The sequence below is a fragment of the Pseudomonas sp. 8AS genome, assembly GCF_902506505.1.
GTDB lineage: Bacteria > Pseudomonadota > Gammaproteobacteria > Pseudomonadales > Pseudomonadaceae > Aquipseudomonas.
Genome location: NZ_LR733406.1, coordinates 4,020,590 through 4,044,644, shown reverse-complemented (window position 1 = coordinate 4,044,644; position 24,055 = coordinate 4,020,590). Strand labels below are relative to the sequence as shown.

Annotated in this window: 20 protein-coding genes, 2 tRNA genes and 1 pseudogene; 19 read left to right on the top strand and 4 right to left on the bottom strand. The window is 66.5% G+C overall.

Translation table 11 applies throughout. The features are described 5' to 3' along the window. Positions 1 to 1,026: a flagellar motor protein MotB gene (gene motB, locus GV001_RS18940; protein WP_160082722.1), complete on the top strand. Its 1,026-nt coding sequence runs from the start codon at positions 1 to 3 to the stop codon at positions 1,024 to 1,026. Between the two features lie 82 nt (positions 1,027 to 1,108). Here the strand turns inward: motB and rsgA are convergent, their stop codons facing one another. Further along, on the bottom strand, positions 1,109 to 2,140 hold the full coding sequence (gene rsgA, locus GV001_RS18935; RefSeq protein ID WP_160082720.1) for a small ribosomal subunit biogenesis GTPase RsgA: 1,032 nt from the start codon (positions 2,138 to 2,140) through the stop codon (positions 1,109 to 1,111). Between the two features lie 113 nt (positions 2,141 to 2,253). On the opposite strand from rsgA, the gene GV001_RS18930 reads away from it, so the two are divergent. Together GV001_RS18930 and orn are read left to right on the top strand one after the other, a co-directional pair. Further along, complete coding sequence (locus tag GV001_RS18930; protein WP_160082718.1) at positions 2,254 to 3,024, top strand: class I SAM-dependent methyltransferase; 771 nt, start codon at positions 2,254 to 2,256, stop codon at positions 3,022 to 3,024. 38 nt (positions 3,025 to 3,062) lie between these two features. Next, positions 3,063 to 3,608, top strand: coding sequence for an oligoribonuclease (gene orn / locus GV001_RS18925; protein WP_160082716.1), 546 nt, complete (start codon positions 3,063 to 3,065; stop codon positions 3,606 to 3,608). 58 nt (positions 3,609 to 3,666) lie between these two features. Here the strand turns inward: orn and queG are convergent, their stop codons facing one another. Next, complete coding sequence (queG, locus tag GV001_RS18920; RefSeq protein WP_160082714.1) at positions 3,667 to 4,731, bottom strand: tRNA epoxyqueuosine(34) reductase QueG; 1,065 nt, start codon at positions 4,729 to 4,731, stop codon at positions 3,667 to 3,669. A 65-nt stretch (positions 4,732 to 4,796) separates the two neighbouring features. On the opposite strand from queG, the gene GV001_RS18915 reads away from it, so the two are divergent. The 14 genes and pseudogenes from GV001_RS18915 (at position 4,797) to GV001_RS20445 (ending at position 19,994) form a co-directional block, all read left to right on the top strand. Then, positions 4,797 to 6,296 carry an NAD(P)H-hydrate dehydratase gene (locus GV001_RS18915; protein ID WP_160082712.1) on the top strand — a complete coding sequence of 500 codons (1,500 nt, stop codon included), beginning with the start codon at positions 4,797 to 4,799 and terminating at the stop codon, positions 6,294 to 6,296. Beyond that, positions 6,284 to 6,751, top strand: coding sequence for a tRNA (adenosine(37)-N6)-threonylcarbamoyltransferase complex ATPase subunit type 1 TsaE (tsaE, locus tag GV001_RS18910; RefSeq protein WP_160082710.1), 468 nt, complete (start codon positions 6,284 to 6,286; stop codon positions 6,749 to 6,751). The genes GV001_RS18915 and tsaE overlap by 13 nt, the downstream gene beginning before the upstream one ends. 16 nt (positions 6,752 to 6,767) lie before the next feature. Continuing rightward, on the top strand, positions 6,768 to 8,264 hold the full coding sequence (locus GV001_RS18905) for an N-acetylmuramoyl-L-alanine amidase (protein ID WP_218583044.1): 1,497 nt from the start codon (positions 6,768 to 6,770) through the stop codon (positions 8,262 to 8,264). Beyond that, positions 8,261 to 10,138: a DNA mismatch repair endonuclease MutL gene (gene mutL, locus GV001_RS18900; protein ID WP_160082699.1), complete on the top strand. Its 1,878-nt coding sequence runs from the start codon at positions 8,261 to 8,263 to the stop codon at positions 10,136 to 10,138. The genes GV001_RS18905 and mutL overlap by 4 nt, the downstream gene beginning before the upstream one ends. Before the next feature lie 145 nt (positions 10,139 to 10,283). Beyond that, the gene (miaA, locus tag GV001_RS18895; RefSeq protein ID WP_160082697.1) at positions 10,284 to 11,258 is read left to right on the top strand and encodes a tRNA (adenosine(37)-N6)-dimethylallyltransferase MiaA; all 975 of its coding nucleotides are present in this window, start codon (positions 10,284 to 10,286) and stop codon (positions 11,256 to 11,258) included. Positions 11,259 to 11,355: 97 nt separating this feature from the next. Further along, the gene (gene hfq, locus GV001_RS18890; protein ID WP_021701802.1) at positions 11,356 to 11,610 is read left to right on the top strand and encodes an RNA chaperone Hfq; all 255 of its coding nucleotides are present in this window, start codon (positions 11,356 to 11,358) and stop codon (positions 11,608 to 11,610) included. Between the two features lie 12 nt (positions 11,611 to 11,622). Further along, positions 11,623 to 12,924 (top strand): ribosome rescue GTPase HflX, encoded by a 1,302-nt coding sequence (hflX, locus tag GV001_RS18885; protein ID WP_160082695.1) that lies wholly within the window; start codon positions 11,623 to 11,625, stop codon positions 12,922 to 12,924. 96 nt (positions 12,925 to 13,020) lie between these two features. Next, a complete protein-coding gene (gene hflK, locus GV001_RS18880) occupies positions 13,021 to 14,163 on the top strand; it encodes an FtsH protease activity modulator HflK (RefSeq protein ID WP_160082693.1) in 1,143 nt (380 codons plus the stop codon). After that, on the top strand, positions 14,163 to 15,032 hold the full coding sequence (hflC, locus tag GV001_RS18875; protein ID WP_160082691.1) for a protease modulator HflC: 870 nt from the start codon (positions 14,163 to 14,165) through the stop codon (positions 15,030 to 15,032). The genes hflK and hflC overlap by 1 nt, the downstream gene beginning before the upstream one ends. 111 nt (positions 15,033 to 15,143) lie before the next feature. Further along, on the top strand, positions 15,144 to 15,329 hold the full coding sequence (locus GV001_RS18870; RefSeq protein WP_160083466.1) for a DUF2065 family protein: 186 nt from the start codon (positions 15,144 to 15,146) through the stop codon (positions 15,327 to 15,329). Between the two features lie 34 nt (positions 15,330 to 15,363). Beyond that, entirely contained in the window at positions 15,364 to 16,551 is a 1,188-nt protein-coding gene (locus GV001_RS18865; RefSeq protein ID WP_160082689.1) for an ATP phosphoribosyltransferase regulatory subunit, read from the top strand. A gap of 56 nt (positions 16,552 to 16,607) precedes the next feature. Further along, positions 16,608 to 17,903, top strand: a complete 1,296-nt coding sequence (locus GV001_RS18860) for an adenylosuccinate synthase (RefSeq protein ID WP_160082687.1) — start codon at positions 16,608 to 16,610, stop codon at positions 17,901 to 17,903. A gap of 225 nt (positions 17,904 to 18,128) precedes the next feature. Beyond that, positions 18,129 to 19,136: pseudogene (locus GV001_RS20450) on the top strand (HAMP domain-containing protein); the annotation flags it as partial. Next, the gene (locus GV001_RS20445) at positions 19,110 to 19,994 is read left to right on the top strand and encodes a methyl-accepting chemotaxis protein (RefSeq protein WP_372238594.1); all 885 of its coding nucleotides are present in this window, start codon (positions 19,110 to 19,112) and stop codon (positions 19,992 to 19,994) included. The pseudogene GV001_RS20450 and the gene GV001_RS20445, both read left to right, overlap by 27 nt. Before the next feature lie 98 nt (positions 19,995 to 20,092). Here the strand turns inward: GV001_RS20445 and GV001_RS18850 are convergent. Next, positions 20,093 to 20,179, bottom strand: a tRNA-Leu gene (locus GV001_RS18850). Positions 20,180 to 20,290: 111 nt separating this feature from the next. Then, a tRNA-Leu gene (locus tag GV001_RS18845) sits at positions 20,291 to 20,377 on the bottom strand. Between the two features lie 206 nt (positions 20,378 to 20,583). Between GV001_RS18845 and rnr the strand changes: the two genes are divergently transcribed. Together rnr and rlmB are read left to right on the top strand one after the other, a co-directional pair. Then, positions 20,584 to 23,142, top strand: coding sequence for a ribonuclease R (rnr, locus tag GV001_RS18840; protein WP_160082683.1), 2,559 nt, complete (start codon positions 20,584 to 20,586; stop codon positions 23,140 to 23,142). Further along, positions 23,139 to 23,885, top strand: a complete 747-nt coding sequence (gene rlmB / locus GV001_RS18835; protein WP_160082681.1) for a 23S rRNA (guanosine(2251)-2'-O)-methyltransferase RlmB — start codon at positions 23,139 to 23,141, stop codon at positions 23,883 to 23,885. Before rnr ends, rlmB begins: the two co-directional genes overlap by 4 nt. Positions 23,886 to 24,055 lie beyond the last annotated feature (170 nt).

Sequence of the window (24,055 nt, the reverse complement as noted above, 5' to 3'; positions counted from 1 at the left end):
ATGGAAAACAACCAGCCAATCATCGTCAAGCGGGTCAAGAAGACCGCTGGCGGCCACCATGGCGGGGCCTGGAAAATCGCCTTCGCCGACTTCGCCACGGCGATGATGGCGTTCTTCTTGGTGATGTGGCTGATGAGCTCGGCCACTCCCGAGCAGAAGAAGGCCATCTCCGGTTACTTCCAGGACCCCATCGGTTTCACCGAGAGTGCCAGCCCCCATGTGATCGACCTCGGCGGTACGCCGACGCCGGCCCCCGATCGCACCCTCAATCCGGAGATGAAAGACGCCCCGGATGCCCAGGACGCGGCGATCGACGCGCAGACCGAGGAGCAGCAGGAGGTCAGCGCCAGCCAGGCCGAAGAGCTCGCCGAGCAGGTTGAGCGCGAGCGCCTGGAAATGCTCCTGCAGGAGCTGCAGACCAAGGTCGACGAGAATCCGCAGCTGCAGAAGTTCAAGGACCAGATCCTCTTCGAGATCACCCAGGACGGCCTGCGCATCCAGATCATGGATGCCGAGAACCGGCCGATGTTCGACCTCGGCAGCGCCCGCCTGCAGCCCTACTTCGAGGACATCCTGCTGATCCTCGCCGAGACCATCAAGGAAGTGCCGAACAAGATCAGCGTCAGCGGCCATACCGATGCCAAGCCGTTTGCCGCCGATGGCGAGTTCGGCAACTGGGAGCTGTCCGCCAACCGCGCCAATGCCGCGCGGCGGGCCCTGGTCGCCGGGGGTTACCCGGACGAGCGGGTGGCGCGGGTGGTCGGTTACGCCTCGTCGGCGCTGTTCGATCGCCAGGACCCGCTCAACCCGGTGAACCGGCGCATCGACATCACCGTGCTGACCAAGAAGGCGCAGCGCGCCATCGAGGGCGAGCAGGAACAGCAGGGCGACGCGCCGCCTGCCGAGGGCGCCGCGCCGCTCGACCCGGTGCCGGCGGCCGATGCGCCGGTGCAGCCGCCGGAGCTGCGCGAGAAGCTGAATATCTTCGAGGATGGCGCGCTGCAGTTCGACGAGCCCAGGGAGTAGGCGGCTCGCGTCGCGTCTGCAGGACTGCACAATGAAAAAGGCCGCGATGATCGCGGCCTTGTCGTTTCTGCGGCGGCGGGGCTCAGTATTCTGCCTCGGGCAGGCTGGCGATGATGTGCCGGTAGCTGGCCATGCGCTGCGGCTGGATGCGGCCGTCCTCGAGGGCCTTGAGCAGGGCGCAGCCGGGTTCGCGGTCGTGCTTGCAGTCGCGGAAGCGACAGGTGCCGAGCAGGTCGCGGAATTCGATGAAACCGGCTTCGACGTCGTCGCGGCTGACATGGCCGAGGCCGAACTCGCGGATACCGGGCGAGTCGATCAGCTCGCCGCCGCCGGGGAAGTGGAACAGCCGCGCGGTGGTGGTGGTGTGGGTGCCCTTGCCGGTGACTTCCGACAGCGGGCCGACGCGGGTGTCGACGCCGGGCAGCAGGCTGTTGACCAGCGACGACTTGCCGACCCCGGACTGGCCGACGAACACGCTGACGTGGCCGTCCAGGCGCTGGCGCAGTTCATCCATGCCGCCGCCTTCGTGGGCCGACACTTCCAGCAGCGGGTAGCCGAGCTGGCGGTAGGTGGCGAGCAGGCCGCCCAGGTGCGCGGCGTTTTCTGCGTCGACCAGGTCGGCCTTGTTCAGCAGCAGCTGCGGCTGGATGCCGGCATGTTCGGCGGCGATCAGGTAGCGGTCGATCAGGTTGGCGTGCGCATGCGGCAGCGGGGCGAAGACGATGACGATCAGGTCGACGTTGGCCGCCACCGGCTTGAGCTGGCCGCGCATATCCGGGCGACAGAGTTCCGACGAGCGCGGCAGCTGCGCGACGATCACCCCGATGCCCTGGTTGCCGGCCCGCCAGACCACGCGGTCGCCGGTGACCAGTGCCGGCAGGTTGGCGCGCAGGTGGCAGCGGCAGACCTGGCCGGCCTGTTCGCCCTCCAGGGCTTCGACCTCGACCTGTACGCCGAAGTGGGCGATGACTAGGCCGGTCTGCTCGGGGCCGAGATCGCCGCCCTCGAGCTCTTCGAGCAGGCGCGACTCGCGCTTGGCGGCACGCGCCGCACGCTCTTCCTGAACCTTGTCGATGCGCCAGCTCTGGCGACGGGTGAGTTGGCGTTTGGCCATGACCTTTCCGGGGTTAGTGAAACGGCCGCGAGTTTAGCACGGGGGCTGCGGGCTGGCTGTGGCGCCGCCGGAGCTGGTACAACTGGCGTTCCTCCTCGGTTGCCGGATGTCCCATGTTCGATCTACTGTCCAGCCGTTACCCGGCCCTGCGCGCGTTGCTGGCCCAGCTGCTGGCCGTGCTGGCTGTGGCGCTGCTGTTGGTGCTGCTGCAGCAGTTGGCCGGCTGGCGCATGCCGCTGTGGCCGGCGGCGCTGCTGCAGGGCGCTCTGGCCGCGGCGCTCGGCCACTGCCTGGGTTTGCGCCGCTGGTGGCTGCCGTTGAACCTGGCCTTCGTCCCGGCGCTGGTGGCGCTGCAGGCGCGCGAGCTGCCGGCCTGGTGGTTTCTCGGGGCTTTCCTGCTGCTATTGCTGAGCAACTGGAACAGCTTGCGCGAGCAGGTGCCGCTGTACCTGAGCGGGGCGCCGACGCGGCAGTGCCTGAGCCGGTTGCTGGCCGGGAAGGCGGCGGATTTTCGTTTCGTCGACCTCGGCTGCGGGCTTGGCGGCACCCTGGTGCAGCTGGCGCGCGACTACCCGCAGGCGCATCTGCGCGGGGTGGAAACCGCGCCGCTGGTGTTCCTCTGCGCCTGGCTGCGCTGCCTGCCCTACCGCAACTGCCGGGTGCGCTACCGCAGCCTGTGGCGCGAGGCGCTGGGCGACTACGACGTGGTCTACTGCTTTCTCTCGCCGGCGCCGATGGCGCGTCTGTGGCAGCAGGCGCGGGCGCAAATGCGCCCTGGCGCCCTGCTGATCAGCAACAGCTTCGAGGTGCCGCAGGTGCCGGCCCATGAGGTGGTCGAGGTGCCAGACTGGCGCGCTTCGCGTTTGCTGATCTGGCGGCTGTGACGGGCTAAACTGCCCGCTTGTAGAGAGGAGTAACCGCCATGCCGCAGAACCCCAACAACCTGATCTGGATCGACCTGGAAATGACCGGGCTGGAGCCGGAGCGCGATGTCATCATCGAGATGGCCACCATAGTCACCGACAGCGACCTGAACATCCTCGCCGAGGGTCCGGTGATCGCCGTGCATCAGAGCGATGAGTTGCTGGCCGGGATGGACGAGTGGAACACCCGCACCCACGGCGAGAGCGGCCTGACCCAACGCGTGCGCGAGAGCAAGATCGGCCCGGCCGAGGCGCAGGCGCAGACCATCGCCTTCCTCGAACAGTGGGTGCCGAAAGGCAAGTCGCCGATCTGCGGCAACAGCATCGCCCAGGACCGGCGCTTCCTCTACCGGTATATGCCTGAGCTGGAGGCCTACTTCCACTACCGCTACCTGGACGTGTCGACCCTGAAGATCCTCGCCGGCCTGTGGGCGCCGGCGGTCAAGGACTCCTTCCAGAAGCAGGGTACCCACCAGGCGCTGGACGATATCCGCGAGTCGATCGCCGAGTTGCGCCATTACCGCGAGCACTTCCTCAAGGTCTGACGCACCGCAGGCCCGCCGCGTGCGGGCCTTTTCATGCCTGTGAAGCGTTCGGCCGTGGCTATGCCTGGCCATGGCGCTGCAGCGCCCAGCGCACATGCTCGCGCACCAGCTCCGACGGATCGTCGCGGCGCGCCGCGAGCGCTTCCAGCACCGCAATGCTCGAGGGCGCATTGCCCAGGCCGACGGCTAGGTTGCGCAGCCAGCGCTCGTAGCCGGCGCGGCGCAGCGGCGAGCCTTCGGTGCGGCTGAGAAATTCCTCCTCGCTCCAGCGGAACAGCGCGCTCAGGGCGGCATTGTCCAGCCCGTGGCGCGGCTGGAAGTCGTTCTGCTCGGTCGGCTTGGCGAAGCGGTTCCACGGGCAGACCAGCTGGCAGTCGTCGCAGCCGAACACCCGGTTGCCGATCAGCGGGCGCAGCTCGACGGGGATGCTGCCCTTGTACTCGATGGTCAGGTAGGAAATGCAGCGCCGCGCATCCAGCACGTAGGGGGCGACGAAGGCGGCGGTCGGGCAGATATCCAGGCAGGCCGTGCAGCGCCCGCAGTGTTCCGTGGCATGCGGCGCATCCACCGGCAGCGCCAGGTCGACGAACAGCTCGCCGAGGAAGAACCAGCTGCCGGCCTTGCGGTTGAGGATCAGGGTGTTCTTGCCGATCCAGCCGAGCCCGGCCTGCTCGGCGATGGCCTTCTCCAGCACCGGGGCGCTGTCGACGAAGGCGCGGTGGCCGAACGGGCCGATGGCCTGCTGGATGCGCTCGGCCAGCTGCTGCAGGCGCTTGCGGATCAGCTTGTGGTAGTCGCGGCCCAGCGCGTAGCGCGACACGTAGGCGGTTTCCGGCTGGGCCAGGCAGGCGCTCATGCGGGTATCGCCGGGCAGGTAGTCCATGCGCAGCGACACCACGCGCAGGGTGCCGAGTACCAGCTGCTCCGGGTGCGAGCGCTTGCTGCCGTGGGCGGCCATGTAGTCCATCTCGCCCTGGTAGCCGGCGTCGAGCCAGCGTTGCAGGTGCCGCTCGTGCTCGCCCAGCTGCACGTCGGCGATGCCGACCTGCTGGAAGCCCAGCTCGCGGCCCCACTCCTTGATGGACTGGGCGAGGTGCACGAGGTCGAGAACGGTGGCGGACATGGCAGGCGGGAAACCGGAGGCGAGGAGGGTATAATTCTGCCAGACCTCGCCGGAATCACCGAACCATGTCGCTTGCCGAAACCCCGTTACCCCTGCCGTTGTACAGTGCCGCCCAGGTCCGCGAGCTGGATGCGCGGCTGATCGCCGGCGGAACGCCCGGCTTTGAACTGATGCAGCGTGCCGCCCATGCGGCCTGGCGCGCGCTGCGCCGGCGCTGGCCGCAGGCCGCCGCCGTGACGGTGCTGAGCGGCGCCGGCAACAACGCCGGCGACGGTTATCTGCTCGCCGCCCTGGCGCAACAGGCCGGCTGGGCGGTACGCGTGCTGGCGGTCGGCGCGCCGCAGCAGTTGGCCGGTGCTGCCGCGCAGGCCTGCGCCGCGGCACGCGCGGCCGGAGTGGCGATAGAAGCCTGGCGGGCCGACGCCGAGCTGCAGGGGGTGCTGGTCGATGCCCTGCTCGGCACCGGCTTTCGCGGCGCCTTGCGCGAGCCGTATGCGGCGGCCATCGCCCAGATCAATGCCAGCGGCCTGCCCGTGCTGGCGGTGGACATCCCCTCCGGGCTGAATGCCGACAGCGGCCTGGTCGAGGAGCAGGCGGTGTGCGCCGACCTCACCGTCAGCTTCATCGGCCTCAAGCTCGGCCTGTTCACCGGCGATGCCGCCGACTGGGTCGGCCAGCTGGTGTTCGATGACCTGCGCGCCGACCCGCAGCTGGTCGCCGCGCAGCCCTGCCAGGCCCTGCGCCTGGCAGACGCAGCGTTGCCACGCCTGGCGCCGCGCTCGCGCACTGCGCACAAGGGCAGCTTCGGTCATGTGCTGGTGGTCGGCGGTGATCGCGGTTTCGGTGGCGCCGCCCTGCTCTCGGCCGAGAGCGCCCTGCGTGGCGGCGCCGGCCTGGTGTCGCTGGCGACCCGTGGCGAGCACGTGCCGGCTTCTCTGGCGCGGCGCCCGGAAATCATGTGCGTGGCCACCGATTCCACCTACCAGTTGCCGGAGCTGTGCGAGCAGGCCGACGTGCTGGTGGTCGGCCCCGGCCTCGGTCAGCAGGCCTGGGGCCGCAGCCTGCTCAGTGCGCTGGCGGCCAGCCCGCGGCCGCAGGTGTGGGATGCCGATGCGCTGAACCTGCTGGCCAGCGCCGTGGTGACGCTGCCCGCCGCTAGCGTGCTCACCCCGCACCCCGGAGAGGCGGCGCGCCTGCTCGGCTGCAGCACGGCCGCGGTGCAGGCCGATCGACCGGCGGCGGCCCGGGCCCTGGCCGCGAAGTTCGCCGCGGTGGTGGTGCTCAAGGGCGCCGGCAGCCTGGTCGCCGCCCCCGACGGTCGCCTGCTGCTGTGCGACCGCGGGCATCCGGCCATGGCCGGTGCCGGCTTTGGCGATGTGCTGGCCGGGCTGATCGGCGCGCTGCGGGCCCAGGGCCTGGCCGCCTTCGAGGCCGCCGCGCTGGCGGTCTGGCTGCACGCCAGTGCCGGGCAGCAGCTCGCGGCTGGCGGTCGCGGGCTGGCGGCCAGCGACCTGCTGCCGACCATTCGTCAGTTGCTTGAGGAGCATTGTCCATGTCTGCAGTAACCCTGTACGCCGCTGACGAGGAGGCCATGCTGGTCCTCGGTGCACGCCTGGCGGCGCTGACCGAGGGGCGCGGCATCATCTGTCTGCATGGCGACCTGGGCGCCGGCAAGACCACCCTGTCGCGCGGCATCGTGCGCGGCTTCGGCCACCAGGGCGCGGTGAAGAGCCCGACCTTCACCCTGGTCGAGCCCTATGAGCTGGACGACGCGCGCATCTTCCACTTCGACCTGTATCGCCTGGCCGACCCGGAAGAGCTGGAGTTTCTCGGCATTCGCGACTATTTCGCCGCGGACGCCCTGTGCCTGATCGAGTGGCCGCAGCGCGGTGCCGGCGTTTTGCCAAAGGCCGACCTGGACATTACCATTAGCCCGCATGAAGCCGGCCGTGCGTTGCTGTTGCAACCGCACAGTGCCCGCGCCGAGGCGTGGTGTGCTGCCTTATCTGCCGCCTTATAAGAGTCTGTATATAAAAATGGGGAAGGCTATGCGCATTCGTGCGCTGTTCAGCGGGGTAGGGATAGTCTTGGCGGCGCTGGCCGCCGACGTGCTGGCCGCGACGGAAGTGCGCAGCGTGCGCCTGTGGCGCGCGCCGGATAACACCCGCCTGGTCTTCGACCTGTCCGGTCCGGTGCAGCACAGCGTGTTCACCCTGGCGGCACCGAACCGCATCGTCATCGATATCAACGGCGCGCAGATGGTCGGCCGTCTGGATCAGCTGTCGCTGGGCAACACGCCGATCACCGCGGTGCGCTCGGCCCAGCGTTCGCCGACCGACCTGCGCCTGGTGCTCGACCTGTCGGCGACGGTGTCGCCGAAGAGCTTCAGCCTGGCGCCCAATCAGCAGTACGGCCATCGCCTGGTCGTCGACCTGTTCGATCAGGAATCGGCGCCGGCTGGCTCGGCCGCGGTTGCACCGGCCGTGCCGCCCAGTGGCAACACTGTCACTACACCACCGCCGCAAAATAGCGCAGGCAGCGCCAGCCCGCCGCCGCAGGTGCCGGTTGCCGAGGTGCCCAGCACGGCGCCGGCCAAGCTGCCGCCGATGCCCAGCGGCAAGCGCGAGATCGTGGTGGCCATCGACGCCGGCCATGGCGGCGAAGACCCGGGAGCGCTCGGGCCGAACAAGAGCGTGTTCGAGAAGAACGTGACCCTGGCCATCGCCAAGGAGCTGCAGCGCCAGATCAATGCCGAGAAGGGCTTCCGCGGCGAGCTGGTGCGCACCGGCGACTACTTCATTCCGCTGCGCAAGCGCACCGAGATTGCGCGCAAGAAGGGCGCCGACCTGTTCGTCTCCATCCATGCCGATGCCGCGCCGCGGGCCTCGGCCTTCGGTGCCTCGGTGTTCGCCCTGTCGGATCGCGGCGCCACCTCGGAAACCGCGCGCTGGCTGGCCGACAGCGAAAACCAGTCGGACCTGATCGGTGGCGCCGGCAACGTCAGCCTGGACGACAAGGACCGCATGCTCGCCGGGGTGCTGCTCGACCTGTCGATGACTGCCTCGCTGTCCTCCAGCCTCAACGTCGGGCAGAAGGTGCTCAGCCACATGGGCAGCATCACCCCGCTGCACAAGCGCCGGGTCGAGCAGGCCGGCTTCATGGTGCTCAAATCCCCGGACATTCCGTCGATCCTGGTCGAAACCGGCTTCATCTCCAACCCCAACGAGGCGCGCAAGCTGTCCAGTCACGGCCATCAGCAGGCCCTGGCGCGCTCGATCACCACCGGGGTCAAGCAGTTCTTCCAGCAGAATCCACCGCCCGGCACCTACATCGCCTGGCTGCGTGACACCGGAAAGATCGCCCCTGGGCCGCGCGAGCACGTGGTGACGTCCGGCGAAAGCCTGGCGCTGATCGCCCAGCGCTACCAGGTCGGCCTGGCCGCGCTGCGCAGCGCCAACTCGCTGCGTTCGGACGTGATCAAGGTCGGCCAGACCCTGCGTATCCCGGCTACCGCGCTGGCGGCCCAGCCGTGAGCGGCGGCGCGCGCATCCAGCTGCTCAGTCCGCGGCTGGCCAACCAGATTGCCGCCGGCGAGGTGGTCGAGCGCCCGGCGTCGGTGATCAAGGAACTGCTGGAGAACAGCCTGGACGCCGGTGCCAAACGCATCGACGTCGAGGTGGAGCAGGGCGGCATCAAGCTGCTGCGGGTGCGCGACGACGGCGGCGGCATTCCCGCCGATGACCTGCCGCTGGCCCTGGCCCGCCATGCCACCAGCAAGATCCGCGAACTGGAAGACCTGGAGAGCGTTATCAGTCTGGGCTTCCGTGGCGAGGCGCTGGCTTCGATCAGCTCGGTGGCGCGCCTGACCATGACCTCGCGCACCCCGGATGCCGAGCAGGCCTGGCAGGTGGAAACCGAGGGGCGCGACATGGAGGCGCGGGTGCAGCCGGCGGCGCACCCGGTCGGCACTTCCGTGGAAGTGCGCGACCTGTTTTTCAACACCCCGGCGCGGCGCAAGTTCCTGCGCGCCGAGAAGACCGAATTCGATCACCTGCAGGAAGTCATCAAGCGCCTGGCCCTGGCCCGTTTCGACGTGGCCTTCCACCTGCGCCACAACGGCAAGACGGTGTTCGCCCTGCACGAGGCGCCGGACGCGATCAGTCGCGCGCGGCGCGTGGCGAGCGTCTGTGGCCCGGCGTTCCTCGAGCAGGCGCTGCCGATCGAGATCGAGCGCAGCGGCCTGCGCTTGTGGGGCTGGGTCGGCTTGCCGACGTTCTCGCGCAGCCAGGCCGACCTGCAGTATTTCTACGTCAACGGGCGCATGGTGCGCGACAAGCTGGTCGCCCACGCGGTGCGCCAGGCCTACCGCGACGTGCTGTTCAATGGCCGCCATCCGACCTTCGTGCTGTTCCTCGAGATCGACCCGACGGTGGTCGACGTCAACGTGCATCCGACCAAGCATGAAGTGCGCTTTCGCGACAGTCGCATGGTGCATGACTTCCTCTACGGCACCCTGCACCGCGCCTTGGGCGAGGTGCGCCCGGAAGACCAGCTGGCGGCGCCTGCGGCGGTGAGCCAGATGGTGCGCCCTACCGGCCAGGCGGCCGGCGAGTTCGGTCCGCAGGGCGAGATGGGCCTGGCGGCCAATATGCTGGAGCAGCCGGCGGCGCCGGTGTCGATGTGGCGTTCACCCGGTGCCGGCTACCAGGCGCCGCGCCCCGAGGCGCCGCTGCCGGCCGCCGAGGCGCAGGGTGCTTATCGGGAGTATTTCGCGCCGCTGCCCGAGGCTGCGCCTGCCGGCCTGCCGCAGGCCCAGGGCGACATTCCGCCGCTGGGCTATGCCCTGGCCCAGCTCAAGGGCGTGTACATCCTCGCCGAGAATGCCCAGGGCATGGTCCTGGTGGACATGCACGCGGCCCACGAGCGGATCACCTACGAACGGCTGAAAACCGCCATGGCCAGCGAGGGGCTGCGCGGCCAGCCCTTGCTGGTGCCGGAGTCCATCGCCCTGAGCCAGCGCGAGGCCGATTGCGCCGAGGAGCATGCCGAGTGGTTCCAGCGCCTGGGCTTCGAGCTGCAGCGCCTGGGCGAGGAAAGCCTGGCGATCCGCCAGATCCCCGCTCTGCTCAAACAGGCCGAGGCCACCCAGCTGGTGCGCGACGTGCTCGCCGATCTGCTCGAATACGGTACCAGCGACCGCATCCAGGCCCATCTCAACGAGCTGCTGGCGACCATGGCCTGCCACGGTGCGATACGGGCCAACCGGCGCCTGACCCTGCCCGAGATGAACGGTCTGCTGCGCGACATGGAGCACACCGAGCGCAGCGGCCAGTGCAACCATGGGCGTCCGACCTGGACCCAGTTGGGCATGGACGATCTGGACAAGCTCTTTCTTCGTGGTCGCTGAAATCACTCCCTAAGCTGCTGCGTTTGCTCATGCGGCGTTAAAAATCGGTTCGGAATGCTCATTTACAATCGGTAAACTGCGCCTCCTCACCGATTTTTGCCTTGCCTGAGCTGCACTCGCGACGCTTAGAGAGCGATTTGAAACCATGACTGAGCGTTTACCTCCCGCGATTTTCCTCATGGGCCCGACCGCCGCCGGCAAGACCGATCTGGCCCTGGCCCTGGCCGATGCCTTGCCCTGCGAGTTGATCAGCGTGGATTCGGCGCTGATCTACCGAGGCATGGACATCGGCACGGCCAAGCCGGACCGGGCGACCCTGGCGCGCTACCCGCACCGCCTGATCGATATCCGCGACCCGGTCGAGAGCTATTCCGCCGCCGAATTCCGCGCCGATGCCCTGGCGGCGATGGCCGAGATCACTGCGCGCGGCCGGATTCCGCTGCTGGTGGGCGGTACCATGCTGTATTTCAAGGCGCTGCTGGAGGGCCTGGCCGACATGCCTGGCGCCGATCCGGTGGTGCGCGCCGAGCTGGAGGCGCGCGCCGCGCTGCTCGGCTGGTCGGCCCTGCACCGCGAGCTGGCCGAGGTCGACCCGGAGTCGGCGGCGCGCATCCATCCCAATGACCCGCAGCGCCTGATCCGGGCACTGGAAGTCCATCGCGTCAGCGGCCTGAGCGTGACTGCGCACAGGCAGCGTCAGGCCGCGGAAAATCGCGGTTTAGGCGCCCCGGGTATGGCGTGTTTGCCTTATACTGTGGCGCAGCTGGCCATTGCGCCGGTGCAACGGCACGTGTTGCACGAGCGGATAGCGCTGCGTTTCCGGCAAATGCTGGAACACGGCTTCATCGAAGAGGTCGAAGCATTGCGCTTGCGGGGCGATTTGCACGCGGGCTTGCCGTCGATTCGCGCGGTCGGTTACCGCCAGGTGTGGGATTACCTGGACGGCAAGCTGAGCCGTGAGGAGATGACGGAGCGGGGGATCATCGCCACACGCCAACTGGCCAAGCGGCAGTTCACTTGGTTGCGCGGTTGGGCAGATCTGCATTGGCTGGACAGTCTGGCCGATGACAATCTTTTTTGTGCCTTGAAATACCTGAAAGCGGTCTCCATATTGACGTGAGACCTTTTCGGCGGCCGTCTATCCTTGCTTATTGAGCGCGATACGGCATAAGCCATTTTTGCTTTACTACATTTTGACCCCTACAGGAGTGCGGCATATGTCAAAAGGGCATTCGCTACAAGACCCTTACCTGAATACCTTGCGTAAGGAACGCGTACCGGTTTCCATCTATCTGGTGAATGGCATCAAGCTGCAGGGCCAGATCGAATCCTTCGACCAATTCGTCATTCTGCTGAAGAACACCGTCAGCCAGATGGTCTACAAGCACGCCATTTCCACCGTGGTGCCGAGCCGTCCGGTGCGCCTGCCGAGTGCGACCGAAGGCGAGCAAGTCGAGCCGGGCAACGCTTGACGGGAGTCCACCTTGTTTTTTGAGCGCCACGGTGGTGGTGAACGGGCCGTTCTCGTTCACCTGGATGGCCAGAATCCCGAGGCGCGCGAAGATCCGCAGGAATTTCGCGAGCTGGCGCTTTCTGCCGGCGCGGACGTGGTGGCCTTCGTCAGCGTGCCGCGCCATCAGCCGACCGCCAAATTTCTGGTCGGCAGCGGCAAGGTCGAGGAGTTGCGCGACCTGGTCAGGGCCGAAGAGGCCGATCTGGTCATCTTCAACCACACCCTGACCCCCAGCCAGGAACGTAACCTCGAGCGTGCCTTCGAATGCCGGGTTCTCGATCGTACCGGCCTGATCCTCGATATCTTCGCCCAGCGCGCGCGCACCCATGAAGGCAAGTTGCAGGTCGAACTGGCTCAGCTCGACCACATGAGCACGCGCCTGGTGCGCGGCTGGACTCACCTCGAGCGACAGAAGGGCGGCATCGGTCTGCGCGGTCCGGGGGAAACCCAGCTGGAAACCGACCGGCGCCTGCTGCGGGTGCGCATTCGCCAGATCAAGCAGCGCCTGGAGAAGGTGCGCAGCCAGCGCGAGCAGGCGCGGCGCGGGCGCAAGCGCGCGGATATTCCCTCGGTCTCCCTGGTCGGCTATACCAACGCCGGCAAGTCCACCCTGTTCAATGCGCTGACCACCTCCGAGGTGTATGCCGCCGACCAGCTGTTCGCCACCCTCGATCCGACCCTGCGTCGTCTCGAACTGGACGACCTGGGGCCGGTGGTGCTGGCTGACACCGTGGGCTTCATTCGCCACCTGCCGCACAAACTGGTGGAGGCGTTTCGCGCCACGCTGGAAGAGTCGAGCAATTCCGACCTGCTGCTGCACGTGATCGATGCCTACGAGCCGGAGCGCGATCAGCAGATCGAGCAGGTCATGGCCGTGCTCGGCGAGATCGGTGCCAACGAGCTGCCGATGCTCGAGGTGTACAACAAGATCGACCTGCTGGAGCACGTCGAGCCGCAGATCCAGCGCGACGGCGACGGCAAGCCGGTGCGCGTCTGGCTGTCGGCGCGTGATGGTGCCGGCCTGGATTTGCTGCGCCAGGCGATTGCCGAGTTACTCGGCGAGGACCTGTTCGTCGGTACCTTGCGCCTGTCGCAGCGTCTGGGGCGGCTGCGCGCGCAATTCTTCGCCTTGAATGCGGTACAGAGCGAAGCCCATGACGAAAACGGCGATATTCTGCTGGCCATCCGCCTGCCGCGGGTCGAGCTGAATCGCCTGGTCAGTCGTGCCGGCTGGGAGCCGCAGGAGTTCCTCGCGCAACACACTTTGCAATAAAGCCTGTGCCATCGTTTTTGCGGCGGCAGGCGGGCATTCTGTAGCATTGGGCGGCGCGCCGCGGGCGCGTCTTCGCTTTATCAGATGGAGAGCGCTATGGCTTGGAATGAGCCGGGTGGCAATTCGAACAATCAGGATCCCTGGGGCGGCCGCAAGGGCGGTGGACGCCAGGGCCCGCCGGATCTCGACGAGGCCTTCCGCAAGCTGCAGGAGAGCCTGAACGGGATCTTCGGCGGCGGTAAGAAACGCAGTGGCGGCGAGGGCGGCGGCTTCGGCCTGCTGGGCATCGGCGCGGCGCTGCTGTTTGCGGTTTGGCTGTGGAACGCGATCTATATCGTCGATGCCCAGGAGCAGGCCGTCATCCTGCGTCTCGGCAAGTACCATGAGACGGTCGGCCAGGGTCTGAACATCTACTTCCCGCCGATCGACAAGAAATTCCAGGAAAACGTGACCCGCGAGCGGACGTTCTCCGTGCAGGGGCAGATGCTCACCGAAGACGAGAACATCGTCGAAGTGCCGCTGACCGTGCAGTACAAGATCAGCAACCTGGAAGACTTCGTGCTGAACGTCGACCAGCCGGAGATCAGCCTGCAGCATGCCACCGAGAGTGCCCTGCGCCACGTCGCCGGCTCCACCTCGATGGATGAGGTGATCACCCTCGGTCGCGAGCAGATGTCGCAGGATGTGAGCAAGCGTCTGCAGACCTTCCTCGATACCTACGGCACCGGCATCGCCGTCACCCAGGTCAACATTCAGCGTGCCACGGCGCCGGCCGAGGTCAAGGATGCCTTCGACGACGTGATCCGCGCCCGTGAAGACGAGCAGCGCGAGAAGAACCAGGCGGAAACCTACGCCAACGGTGTGGTGCCGGAGGCGCGCGGTCAGTCCCAGCGCATCATCGAGGATGCCAACGGTTACCGTGACGAAGTGGTGTCGCGTGCCCAGGGTGAGGCGGATCGCTTCACCAAGCTGGTCGCGGAATACCGCAAGGCCCCGGAAATCACTCGCCAGCGCCTGTACCTGGACACCATGCAGGAGGTCTACCGCAATACCAGCAAGGTGCTGGTGACCGGTAAGGACGGGCAGAGCAACCTGCTGTACCTGCCGCTGGACAAGATGATCGACAGCCGCGGTGCGACGGGCGCTGTCAATGCCGCGCAGCCGGCCAGCAGTGAAACGACCACGCGGATCATCAATGATCTGGAGCGTCGCGATCTGCGTACGCGGGAGAGCCGCTGATGAGCAATAAATCACTGTTTGCCCTGATCGCGGGCGTGGTCCTGGCGGTCGTTGCCTGGAACAGCTTCTACATCGTCACCCAGACGGAAAAGGCCGTGCTCCTGCAGTTCGGTAAGATCCAGGTGGCCGATGTGCAGCCCGGTTTGCACGTGAAGATTCCGATGGTCAACCAGGTGCGCAAGTTCGATGGCCGCCTGCTGACCCTGGAGTCGCCGATCCAGCGTGTGCTGACCCTGGAAAAGAAAGCGGTCATGGTCGATGCCTACGCCAAGTGGCGTGTGGCGGATGCCGAGCGTTTCTATACCGCGACTTCCGGCATGAAGCAGATCGCCGACGATCGACTGTCGCAGCGTCTGGTCTCCGCACTGTCCAACCAGTTCGGTACCCGTTCCCTGCATGAGGTGGTTTCCGGTGAGCGCGATGCGCTGATGGCCGCCATCACCAAGTCGCTCAACGGCATGGCGCAGAAGGAGTTGGGCATCGAGGTGGTCGACGTGCGCGTCAAGGCCATCGACCTGCCGAAAGAGGTGTACCGCAGCGTGTTCGATCGCATGGCTTCCGAGCGTGAGCGCGAGGCCCGCGAGCATCGCGCCAAGGGCAAGGAGCTGGCTGAGGGCATCCGTGCCGATGCCGACCGGCAGAAGCGCGTGCTGCTGGCCGAGGCCTATCGCGAGTCCGAGGAAGTGCGCGGTGATGGCGACGCCAAGGCGGCCTCCATCTATGCCGCGGCCTACGGCCAGGACCAGGAGTTCTATGCGTTCTACCGTAGCCTGGGTGCCTACCGCGACAGCTTCTCCAGCAAGAACGACGTGCTGGTGCTGGATCCGGATAGCGAGTTCTTCCGTTACATGGAGCGCTCCAAACCCTGACCGGCGTATCCCCGGCGCGGCCATTCGGCCTGCCGGGGTGACCGTTTCGGAAAACGTGTTATCATGAGCCAGCCGGGTAAAAAGCCCGGCTTTTTTGCGTCTGCGGGAATCATGTGGCAGGAATTCGGCATCGCGTTGTGCCTGATGTTGGTGCTGGAAGGCGTCTTGCCCTTCCTCTATCCGCGGCGTTGGCGCACGGCGCTTACGCAGTTGACGCAGCTGTCTGATGGTCGGCTGCGCCTGATGGGGCTTGCCAGCATGCTGCTGGGAACCGCCCTCCTGTATTTGCTTCACTGAAGGCTGCCGCCCGGACCGAGAGGGGAATGGCGAAATGGCAACGGTAGACCGCTGGCTGCTGCCAGATGGCATCGAAGAAGTACTGCCGCCGGAAGCGGCGCGCATCGAGGCGGCACGCCGCCAGGTGCTGGACCTGTTCCAGCGCTGGGGTTACGAGTTCGTCGTGACTCCGCACATCGAATACCTCGAATCCCTGCTCACCGGAGCTGGCCAGGATCTGGATCTGCGCACCTTCAAGGTGACCGATCCGCAATCCGGCCGGCTGATGGGCTTTCGTGCCGACATCACGCCGCAGGTGGCGCGCATCGATGCGCACACCCTGCGCCGCGAAGGGCCGAGCCGCCTGTGCTATGCCGGCAGCGTGCTGCATGCGCAGCCGCGAGCCTTGTCCACCTCGCGCAGCCCGATCCAGCTGGGCGCCGAGCTGTATGGCGATGCCAGCCCGGCCAGCGACGTGGAAGTCATCAGCCTGATGCTCGACATGCTCGAGCTGGCCCGCGTGCCGGATGTGCACATGGACCTCGGTCATGTCGGCATCTACCGCGGCCTGGCGCGTGCCGCCGAGCTGTCCGGCGAGGTCGAGCAGCAGTTGTTCGACGCCCTGCAGCGCAAGGCCGTGGATGAAGTGGCTGCCCTGACTGCCGGCTTGCCGGCCGAGTTGGCCTCCATGCTGCGTGCGCTGGCCGAGCTGTGCGGCGGGCGCGAAGTGCTGGAGCTGGCCCAGGCCTGCCTGGTCGAGGCGCCGGCCGAGGTGCATGCCGCGCTCGACGAGTTGGTGGCGATTGCCGACGAGCTGGAGCTGCGCTATCCCGAGCTGCCGCTGTATTTCGATCTGGGCGAGCTGCGTGGCTATCGTTACCACACCGGCGCGGTGTTCGCCGCGTTCGTTCCCGGTATGGGACAGTCGATCGCCCAGGGCGGTCGCTATGACGACATCGGCGCCGATTTCGGTCGCGCGCGGCCGGCCACCGGTTTCTCCACCGACCTGAAGACCCTGGTGACCCTGGGCGACATGCAGGTCGCCGAGCCGGCGGCTGGCGTCTGGGCGCCGGACCACCATGATGTCTACCTGTGGCAGGCTGTGCAGCGTCTGCGTCGTGAAGGGGTGCGCGTGGTGCAGGCATTGCCGGGCCAGGAGTCGGGCGCTGCCGTCGAGGCGGGCTGCGACCGCCAGCTGCAGCTGCGCGATGGCCGTTGGCAGGTGGCGCCCCTGGCGTCCTGAGTGATTTTCCGTCGGCCGTGGCCGGCACCGAGCTTTTCGAATAGAGGACAAGTGTTATGGGTAAGAATGTCGTGGTCCTGGGCACCCAGTGGGGTGATGAGGGCAAGGGCAAGATCGTCGATCTGCTGACCGAGCAGGTGGCTGCCGTCGTGCGCTACCAGGGCGGCCACAACGCCGGCCATACCCTGGTCATCGATGGCGAGAAGACCGTGCTGCACCTGATTCCGTCCGGCATCCTGCGCGAAGGCGTACAGTGCCTGATCGGCAACGGCGTGGTGGTTGCTCCCGACGCCCTGATGCGCGAGATCACCAAGCTGGAAGAGAAGGGTGTGCCGGTGCGTGAGCGCCTGCGTATCAGTCCGTCCTGCCCGCTGATCCTGTCCTACCACGTGGCCCTCGATCAGGCCCGGGAAAAGGCCCGTGGCGATGCCAAGATCGGCACCACCGGTCGCGGCATCGGCCCGGCCTACGAGGACAAGGTGGCCCGCCGCGGTCTGCGCATCGGCGACCTGTTCCATCGCGAGCGCTTCGCTTCCAAGCTGGGCGAGCTGCTCGACTACCACAACTTCGTCCTGACCCATTACTACAAAGAGCCGGCGGTGGATTTCCAGGCCACCCTCGACGAGTGCATGGCCTACGCCGAGCTGCTGCGTCCGATGATGGCCGACGTGACCGCCACCCTGCATGACCTGCGTCGCGCCGACAAGGACATCATGTTCGAGGGTGCCCAGGGTTCGCTGCTGGATATCGACCACGGCACCTACCCCTACGTCACCAGCTCCAACACCACCGCGGGCGGTACCGCCACCGGTTCCGGTTTCGGTCCGCTGTATCTGGACTACATCCTCGGTATCACCAAGGCCTACACCACTCGTGTCGGTTCCGGTCCGTTCCCCACCGAGCTGTTCGACGAGACGGGCGCCTTCCTGGCCAAGCGTGGCCACGAGTTCGGCTCCACCACCGGCCGTGCCCGTCGCTGTGGCTGGTTCGATGCCGTGATCCTGCGTCGCGCCATCGAGATCAACAGCATCTCCGGCCTGTGCCTGACCAAGCTGGACGTGCTCGATGGCCTGGAAACCATCCTGATCTGCACCGGTTACAAGGATGCCGAGGGCAAGCTGCTGGTCGATGCGCCGACCGACGCCGACAGCTACATCGGCCTGCAGCCGGTGTACGAGGAAATGCCGGGCTGGAGCGAGTCCACCCTCGGCGCCAAGAGCCTCGACGAGCTGCCGGCGGCGGCGCGTGCCTACATCAAGCGTGTGGAGGAGCTGGTCGGTGCGCCGATCGACATCGTTTCCACCGGCCCGGATCGCAACGAAACCATCGTGCTGCGTCACCCGTTCGCTTGATCTGAGCTCGTGTTGAGTAACAAGAGGCCGCTTTCGAGCGGCCTTTTTGTTTGGCGCGAAAATCCACGGTCTGGCCTATACCTTGCTTTGGGTTACAGCTTTGCGGTCCGCCGCCGATGAAGGTATATGGGTTGTTTCGACGGAAGGAGTTGAGCAGTGTCCGTTCTATTCTCGTTGTTGCGCAGTCGCCTGTTGCGGCCGGTCTTCATTGCCTTGAGTGTCGCCATGCTGGTGCAGGTCGGTCTGGCCGTATGGCTGACCCATGCCAGTGTCGATGGCCTGGTCGCCGATCTGAGTCGGCGTCTCGGTGGCGAAAGCGAACGCCTGGCCGGTGAGCTGGGCAAGGCCGAGCAGGAGATGCGCGACGGCATGGCGGCGCTGTCCAGCAATACCCGGCAGCGTCTGGGCGATGGCCTTTCCGCCCAGCTGAAGGGCGAGCAGGCGCAGCTGCGCCAGGTGCTCGAGGAAAACCTCAAGCAGTCCGGCAGTTCGCTGGCGCAGCTGCTGGCCGGCGTCGCCCCCAAGGCGATCTGGGACAATGATGCGCCGGCGCTGACTGCCTTCACGCGGATCGCCCAGCGCGATCCGGCGGTGCTGTTCGCGGTGTACTACGACGCCCAGGGACAGCGCCTGACCCGCAACTTCAATCGCAGCAACGAGCAGGTGCGTGGGCTGGTGGCCGCCGGCCAGGGCAAGACGCCCCTGGAGCGGCTGGTCGATGCGGCCTCGCGTGATCCGCGGGTGCATATGGTCGAGGTCGCGATCAGTCCGATGGGCGAACCCATCGGCAAGATCCAGCTGGGCATTTCCCTGGATGCGGTGGAGAAGGAGCTGGTCGCCCTCGATGGGCGCTTCGCGGCGCTGGTCGGCAATGCCGGGGCGCTGGTGGATAGCAGCCTGGCCGGGGCGGCGCAGGAAAGTGCTCAGGCTCTGCAGCAGCGCCTCAAGCTGGCGGAGGAGGCGACCCAGGACATGGCGCGCAATGGCAGCGAGACCGTGCGCGCGGCGACAGAGGGGCTGCGCTGGCGGATTGCCGTGGGTCTGCTGGTGGTCGGTTTGCTGGTGATCGTGGTGGTCGCGCTGGTCCTCGGCTGGCGCGTGCTCAGCCGCTTGCAGCTGCTGATCGCGGCGTTGCGTGATCTGGCGGCGGGCGAGGGCGATCTGACCCGGCGGGTGCAGCTGGATAGTCGCGACGAGGTGGGAGATATGGCCGAGGCGGTCAATCGCTTCATCGCCAAGTTGCAGCCCATCGTGCGCGAGGCGGGTGAGGTGGCGCAGCGCACCGGCGAGGAAATCCGCAGCCTGGCCCAGCGCAGCGCGTCGGCCGAGGCGGCGTCTTCGCGCCAGCGCGATGAGGTGGCGGGCAGCCTGCAGGCGCTGGAGGAGATGGCCGGCGCTGCTCAGGCGGAAAGCCAGGCAATGCACGAGGCGCAGCAGCGCGTGGGGGCGATCCGCCAAGCGGCGCATGAGAACGCTGCGATTGCCCAGCGCGTCGGTAGCCTGATCGAGGCGCTGGTGGCGCGGGTGGATAACGGTTCGGCGGTGATCGAGCGTTTGGCGCAGCAGAGCGAGCAGATCGAGGTGGTGCTGACGGTGATTCGTTCGATTGCCGAGCAGACCAACCTGCTGGCGCTGAACGCGGCCATCGAGGCGGCGCGTGCCGGCGAGAGCGGTCGCGGTTTTGCCGTGGTGGCCGACGAGGTGCGCGCCCTGGCCAGCAAGACCCAGCAGTCTACCGGTGACATCCAGGCGCATATCACGGCGCTGCAGGAGGGCGCGCGCGAGGCGGTGGCGGTGATCGGTCAGGCTGGCGAGCAGGCGGCCGAAGGCCTGCAGGCGCTACGCGACAGCGCCCGGCTGCAGCGGTCGGTGCAGGCGTCGGTGGATGAGGTGCATGGTGCCATCGACAGTGCCAGCCGTGCTGCGGCGCATCAGGCCGATGGAGCCAGTGCGGTGCGCGGGCGGGTCGAGGTGATTCACAGTGAGGCGCAGCGTGCGGCGCATGAGGTCAGTGCGACGGCGGCCAGCGGTCGCGAGCTGGAGATGCTGGTCAATCAGCTCAAGGCCAGCTTCGCTCAGTTCAAGGTATGATCGTGCCAGGGCGAGCTCATGCGAGCTCGCCGTGTGACGGGTTTTCAGAAGCCAGAAAAGACAAAGCCGAGCCAGTGGCTCGGTTTTGTTTTGAAAAGTGGTGCCCAGGAGAAGACTCGAACTTCCACGGTGTTGCCACCGCTAGGACCTGAACCTAGTGCGTCTACCAATTCCGCCACCTGGGCACATTGCGATGATTGCTCACCGACTTTTTGCAGCGTTCAACCAGTTTCCCGATTCGGACATTGCTGCTCCGCTTACAGCGAAACCAAGCCAGCGGCTTGATCTCTGAAGAGTGGTGCCCAGGAGAAGACTCGAACTTCCACGGTGTTGCCACCGCTAGGACCTGAACCTAGTGCGTCTACCAATTCCGCCACCTGGGCACAAGAAACGATGATTGCTCAGCGTTTCCGTGGTACAACGTCTCAGCAACGTTGTGGGCGCGAATAATACGGGTGGGGTTTTTCCTTGTAAACCCCTGATCGCAAAAAAATTATTGTCGATTGAAAAGCTGACCCCCGAGGCTGTTTCGCGCTTCAATAGGCACATGGCACACATCTCTATATATGCGTAAAGGTAATTTCATTTAATGGCCGATTGGCAAACTCTCGATCCCGAGGCCGCTCGCGAGGCGGAAAAATACGAAAACCCCATCCCCAGTCGTGAACTGATCCTGCAGCACCTGTCCGAGCGCGGTTCGCCCGCTGCCCGCGAGGAGCTGGTGGAAGAGTTCGGGCTGACCACCGATGAGCAGCTGGAAGCCCTGCGCCGCCGTTTGCGCGCCATGGAGCGAGATGGCCAGCTTATCTATACCCGTCGCGGCACCTATGCGCCGGTGGACAAGCTCGACCTGATCCGCGGGCGCGTCAGCGGTCACCGCGACGGCTTCGGCTTCCTGGTGCCGGACGACGGTAGCGACGACCTGTTCCTCAGTCCTTCGCAGATGCGCCTGGTGTTCGATGGTGATCGTGCCTTGGCGCGGGTTTCCGGGCTGGATCGCCGCGGTCGTCGCGAAGGCGCGATCGTCGAGGTGATCGAGCGTGCCCACGAGACCATCGTCGGTCGCTACTTCGAAGAGGCCGGTATCGGCTATGTCGAATCCGACAACCCGAAGATCCAGCAGGAAGTGCTGGTCACCCCGGGTCGCCATGGCAATGCCCGGGTCGGCCAGTTCGTTGCGATCAAGATCACCCACTGGCCGACTGCGCGCTTCCAGCCGCAGGGCGATATCGTCGAAGTGGTTGGCGACTACATGGCGCCCGGCATGGAAATCGATGTGGCGCTGCGCAGCTACGACATCCCGCATGTCTGGCCGCAGGCGGTGATCAAGGAAGCGCATAAGCTCAAGCCCGAGGTGGAAGAGGCGGACAAGGAGAAGCGCATCGACCTGCGCCACCTGCCGTTCGTCACCATCGATGGCGAAGATGCCCGCGACTTCGACGATGCCGTGTACTGCGAGAAGAACAGCAGTCGCTGGAAGCTGTTTTCCGGTGGCTGGAAACTCTATGTCGCCATCGCCGACGTGTCGCATTACGTCAAGGTCGGCTCGGCGCTGGATGATGAGGCGACCAAGCGCGGCAACTCGGTGTACTTCCCCGAGCGGGTCGTGCCGATGCTGCCGGAGGAGCTGTCCAACGGCCTGTGCTCGCTGAATCCGCATGTCGATCGTCTGGCCATGGTCTGCGAAATGACCATGTCCAAGGCCGGCAAGCTGGTCGATTACCAGTTCTATGAGGCGGTGATCCACTCCCATGCGCGCCTGACCTACAACAAGGTCAGTGCCATGCTGGAACAGCCGAAAAGCAGCGAGGGCAAGGCTCTGCGCACGGAGTACAAGGACGTCCTGCCGCACCTCAAGCAGCTGTATTCCCTGTATCAGGTGCTGCTGGCCGCCCGCCACGAGCGCGGTGCCATCGATTTCGAGACCCAGGAAACCCGCATTATCTTCGGTGCCGGGCGCAAGATCGCGGAGATCCGCCCAACCCAGCGCAACGACGCGCACAAGCTGATCGAGGAGTGCATGCTGGCGGCCAACGTCGCCACCGCGCAGTTCATGCAGAAGCATGAGATTCCCTCGCTGTACCGCGTGCATGACGGTCCGCCGCCGGAGCGCCTGGAGAAGCTCAAGGCTTTCCTCACCGAGCTGGGCCTGGCCCTGCACAAGGGCAAGGAAGGGCCGTCGCCGAAGGATTACCAGAAGCTGCTGGCCAGCATCCAGGGGCGTCCGGACTTCCACCTGATCCAGACCGTGATGCTGCGTTCGCTGAGCCAGGCGGTGTACAGCGCCGACAATAACGGCCACTTCGGCCTGAACTACGAGGCCTACACCCACTTCACCTCGCCGATCCGGCGCTATCCGGACCTGCTGGTGCATCGCGCCATTCGCAGCGTGGTGCGTTCCAAGCTGGACACCCCGCATGTGCGCCGCGCCGGCGCCACCAGCATGCCGCGTGCACGCATCTACCCGTACGACGAGCCGGCCCTGGAGCAGCTCGGCGAGCAGTGCTCGATGACCGAGCGGCGCGCCGACGAGGCCACCCGCGATGTGGTCAACTGGCTCAAGTGCGAGTTCATGAAGGATCGCGTCGGCGAGATCTTCGAGGGTGTGATCACGGCGGTGACCGGCTTCGGCCTGTTCGTCGAGCTCAAGGACATCTATGTCGAGGGCCTGGTGCATGTCACTGCGCTGCCGGGCGACTACTACCACTTCGATCCCGTGCATCACCGCCTGGCCGGCGAGCGCAGCGGGCGCAGCTTCCGCCTCGGCGATAGCGTGCAGGTCAAGGTCATGCGCGTCGATCTCGACGAGCGCAAGATCGACTTCGAACTGTCCGAGGCGGCGGTCAATGCGCCGGTCGGGCGCAAGCGCGGCGGTGTGCGCGGCGAGGGGGCCGACAAGGCGCCTGCCGAGCGCGGCTCCCGGCGTGGCAAGAGCGAGTCGGCCGTTTTCGGCAATACCGACGTGCAGAAGAGTCGCGACCTGAAGAAGGCCCTGCTCTCCGGTGCCAAGGCCGGCAGCAAGCCGGCGGCCGGCCGCGGTGGCGACGGGGCGGCGAAGAAGCCGGCTTCCAGTCATCGCAAGGGTGCGCCGAAAGCCGATGCGCCGAGCACGGCCGGCAAGCCGCGCAAGCGCAAGGCCAAGTCATGAGTCAGCTGGAGAAGGTCTACGGCGTGCATGCCGTAGAGGCGCTGCTGCGTCACCATCCGAGGCGGGTCAAGCAGCTGTGGCTGGCGGAAAGCCGGCATGATCCGCGGGTGCAGGCCCTGGTCGAGCTGGCCGGGCAGAATCGTGTGCCGGTCGGGCACAGGGATCGTCGCGAGCTCGACGAGTGGGCCGAGGGCGTGCACCAGGGCGTGGTGGCGGAAGTCAGCCCCAGTCAGGTGTGGGGCGAGGCCATGCTCGAAGAGCTGCTCGACCGTCGCGAAGGGCCGCCGCTGTTGCTGGTGCTGGATGGCGTGACCGATCCGCACAACCTCGGTGCCTGCCTGCGTACCGCCGATGCCGCCGGTGCGCTGGCGGTGATAGTGCCCAAGGACAAGTCTGCGACCCTCAACGCCACCGTGCGCAAGGTCGCCTGCGGGGCGGCCGAAGTGATTCCGCTGGTCGCCGTGACCAACCTGGCGCGTACCCTGGAGAAACTCCAGCAGCGCGGCCTGTGGCTGGTCGGCACGGCTGGCGAGGCCGAGCAGGAGCTGTACCAGCAGGATCTGACCGGGCCAACCGTGCTGATCATGGGCGCGGAAGGCAAGGGCATGCGCCGCCTGACCCGCGATCACTGCGATTACCTGGTCAAACTGCCGATGTCCGGCAGCGTCAGCAGTCTCAACGTGTCGGTCGCCACCGGCGTCTGCCTGTTCGAGGCGGTGCGTCAGCGCCAGGCCAAGCGCTAGCCGGGTGTGCTCCGTGCTCGGAAAGCCGGCGCCGTGAGGCGCCGGTTTTCGTTGGGCGGAGTTCTTTCGCTTCGGGTCTGGCTGTACAAATAATCGCCAGTCTGCCTTGCGTCTGGCAGGGGGCTTCTCTAGAATGTCGCCCCTTGCCGTGACGGCAGGCGTTTGCGCGC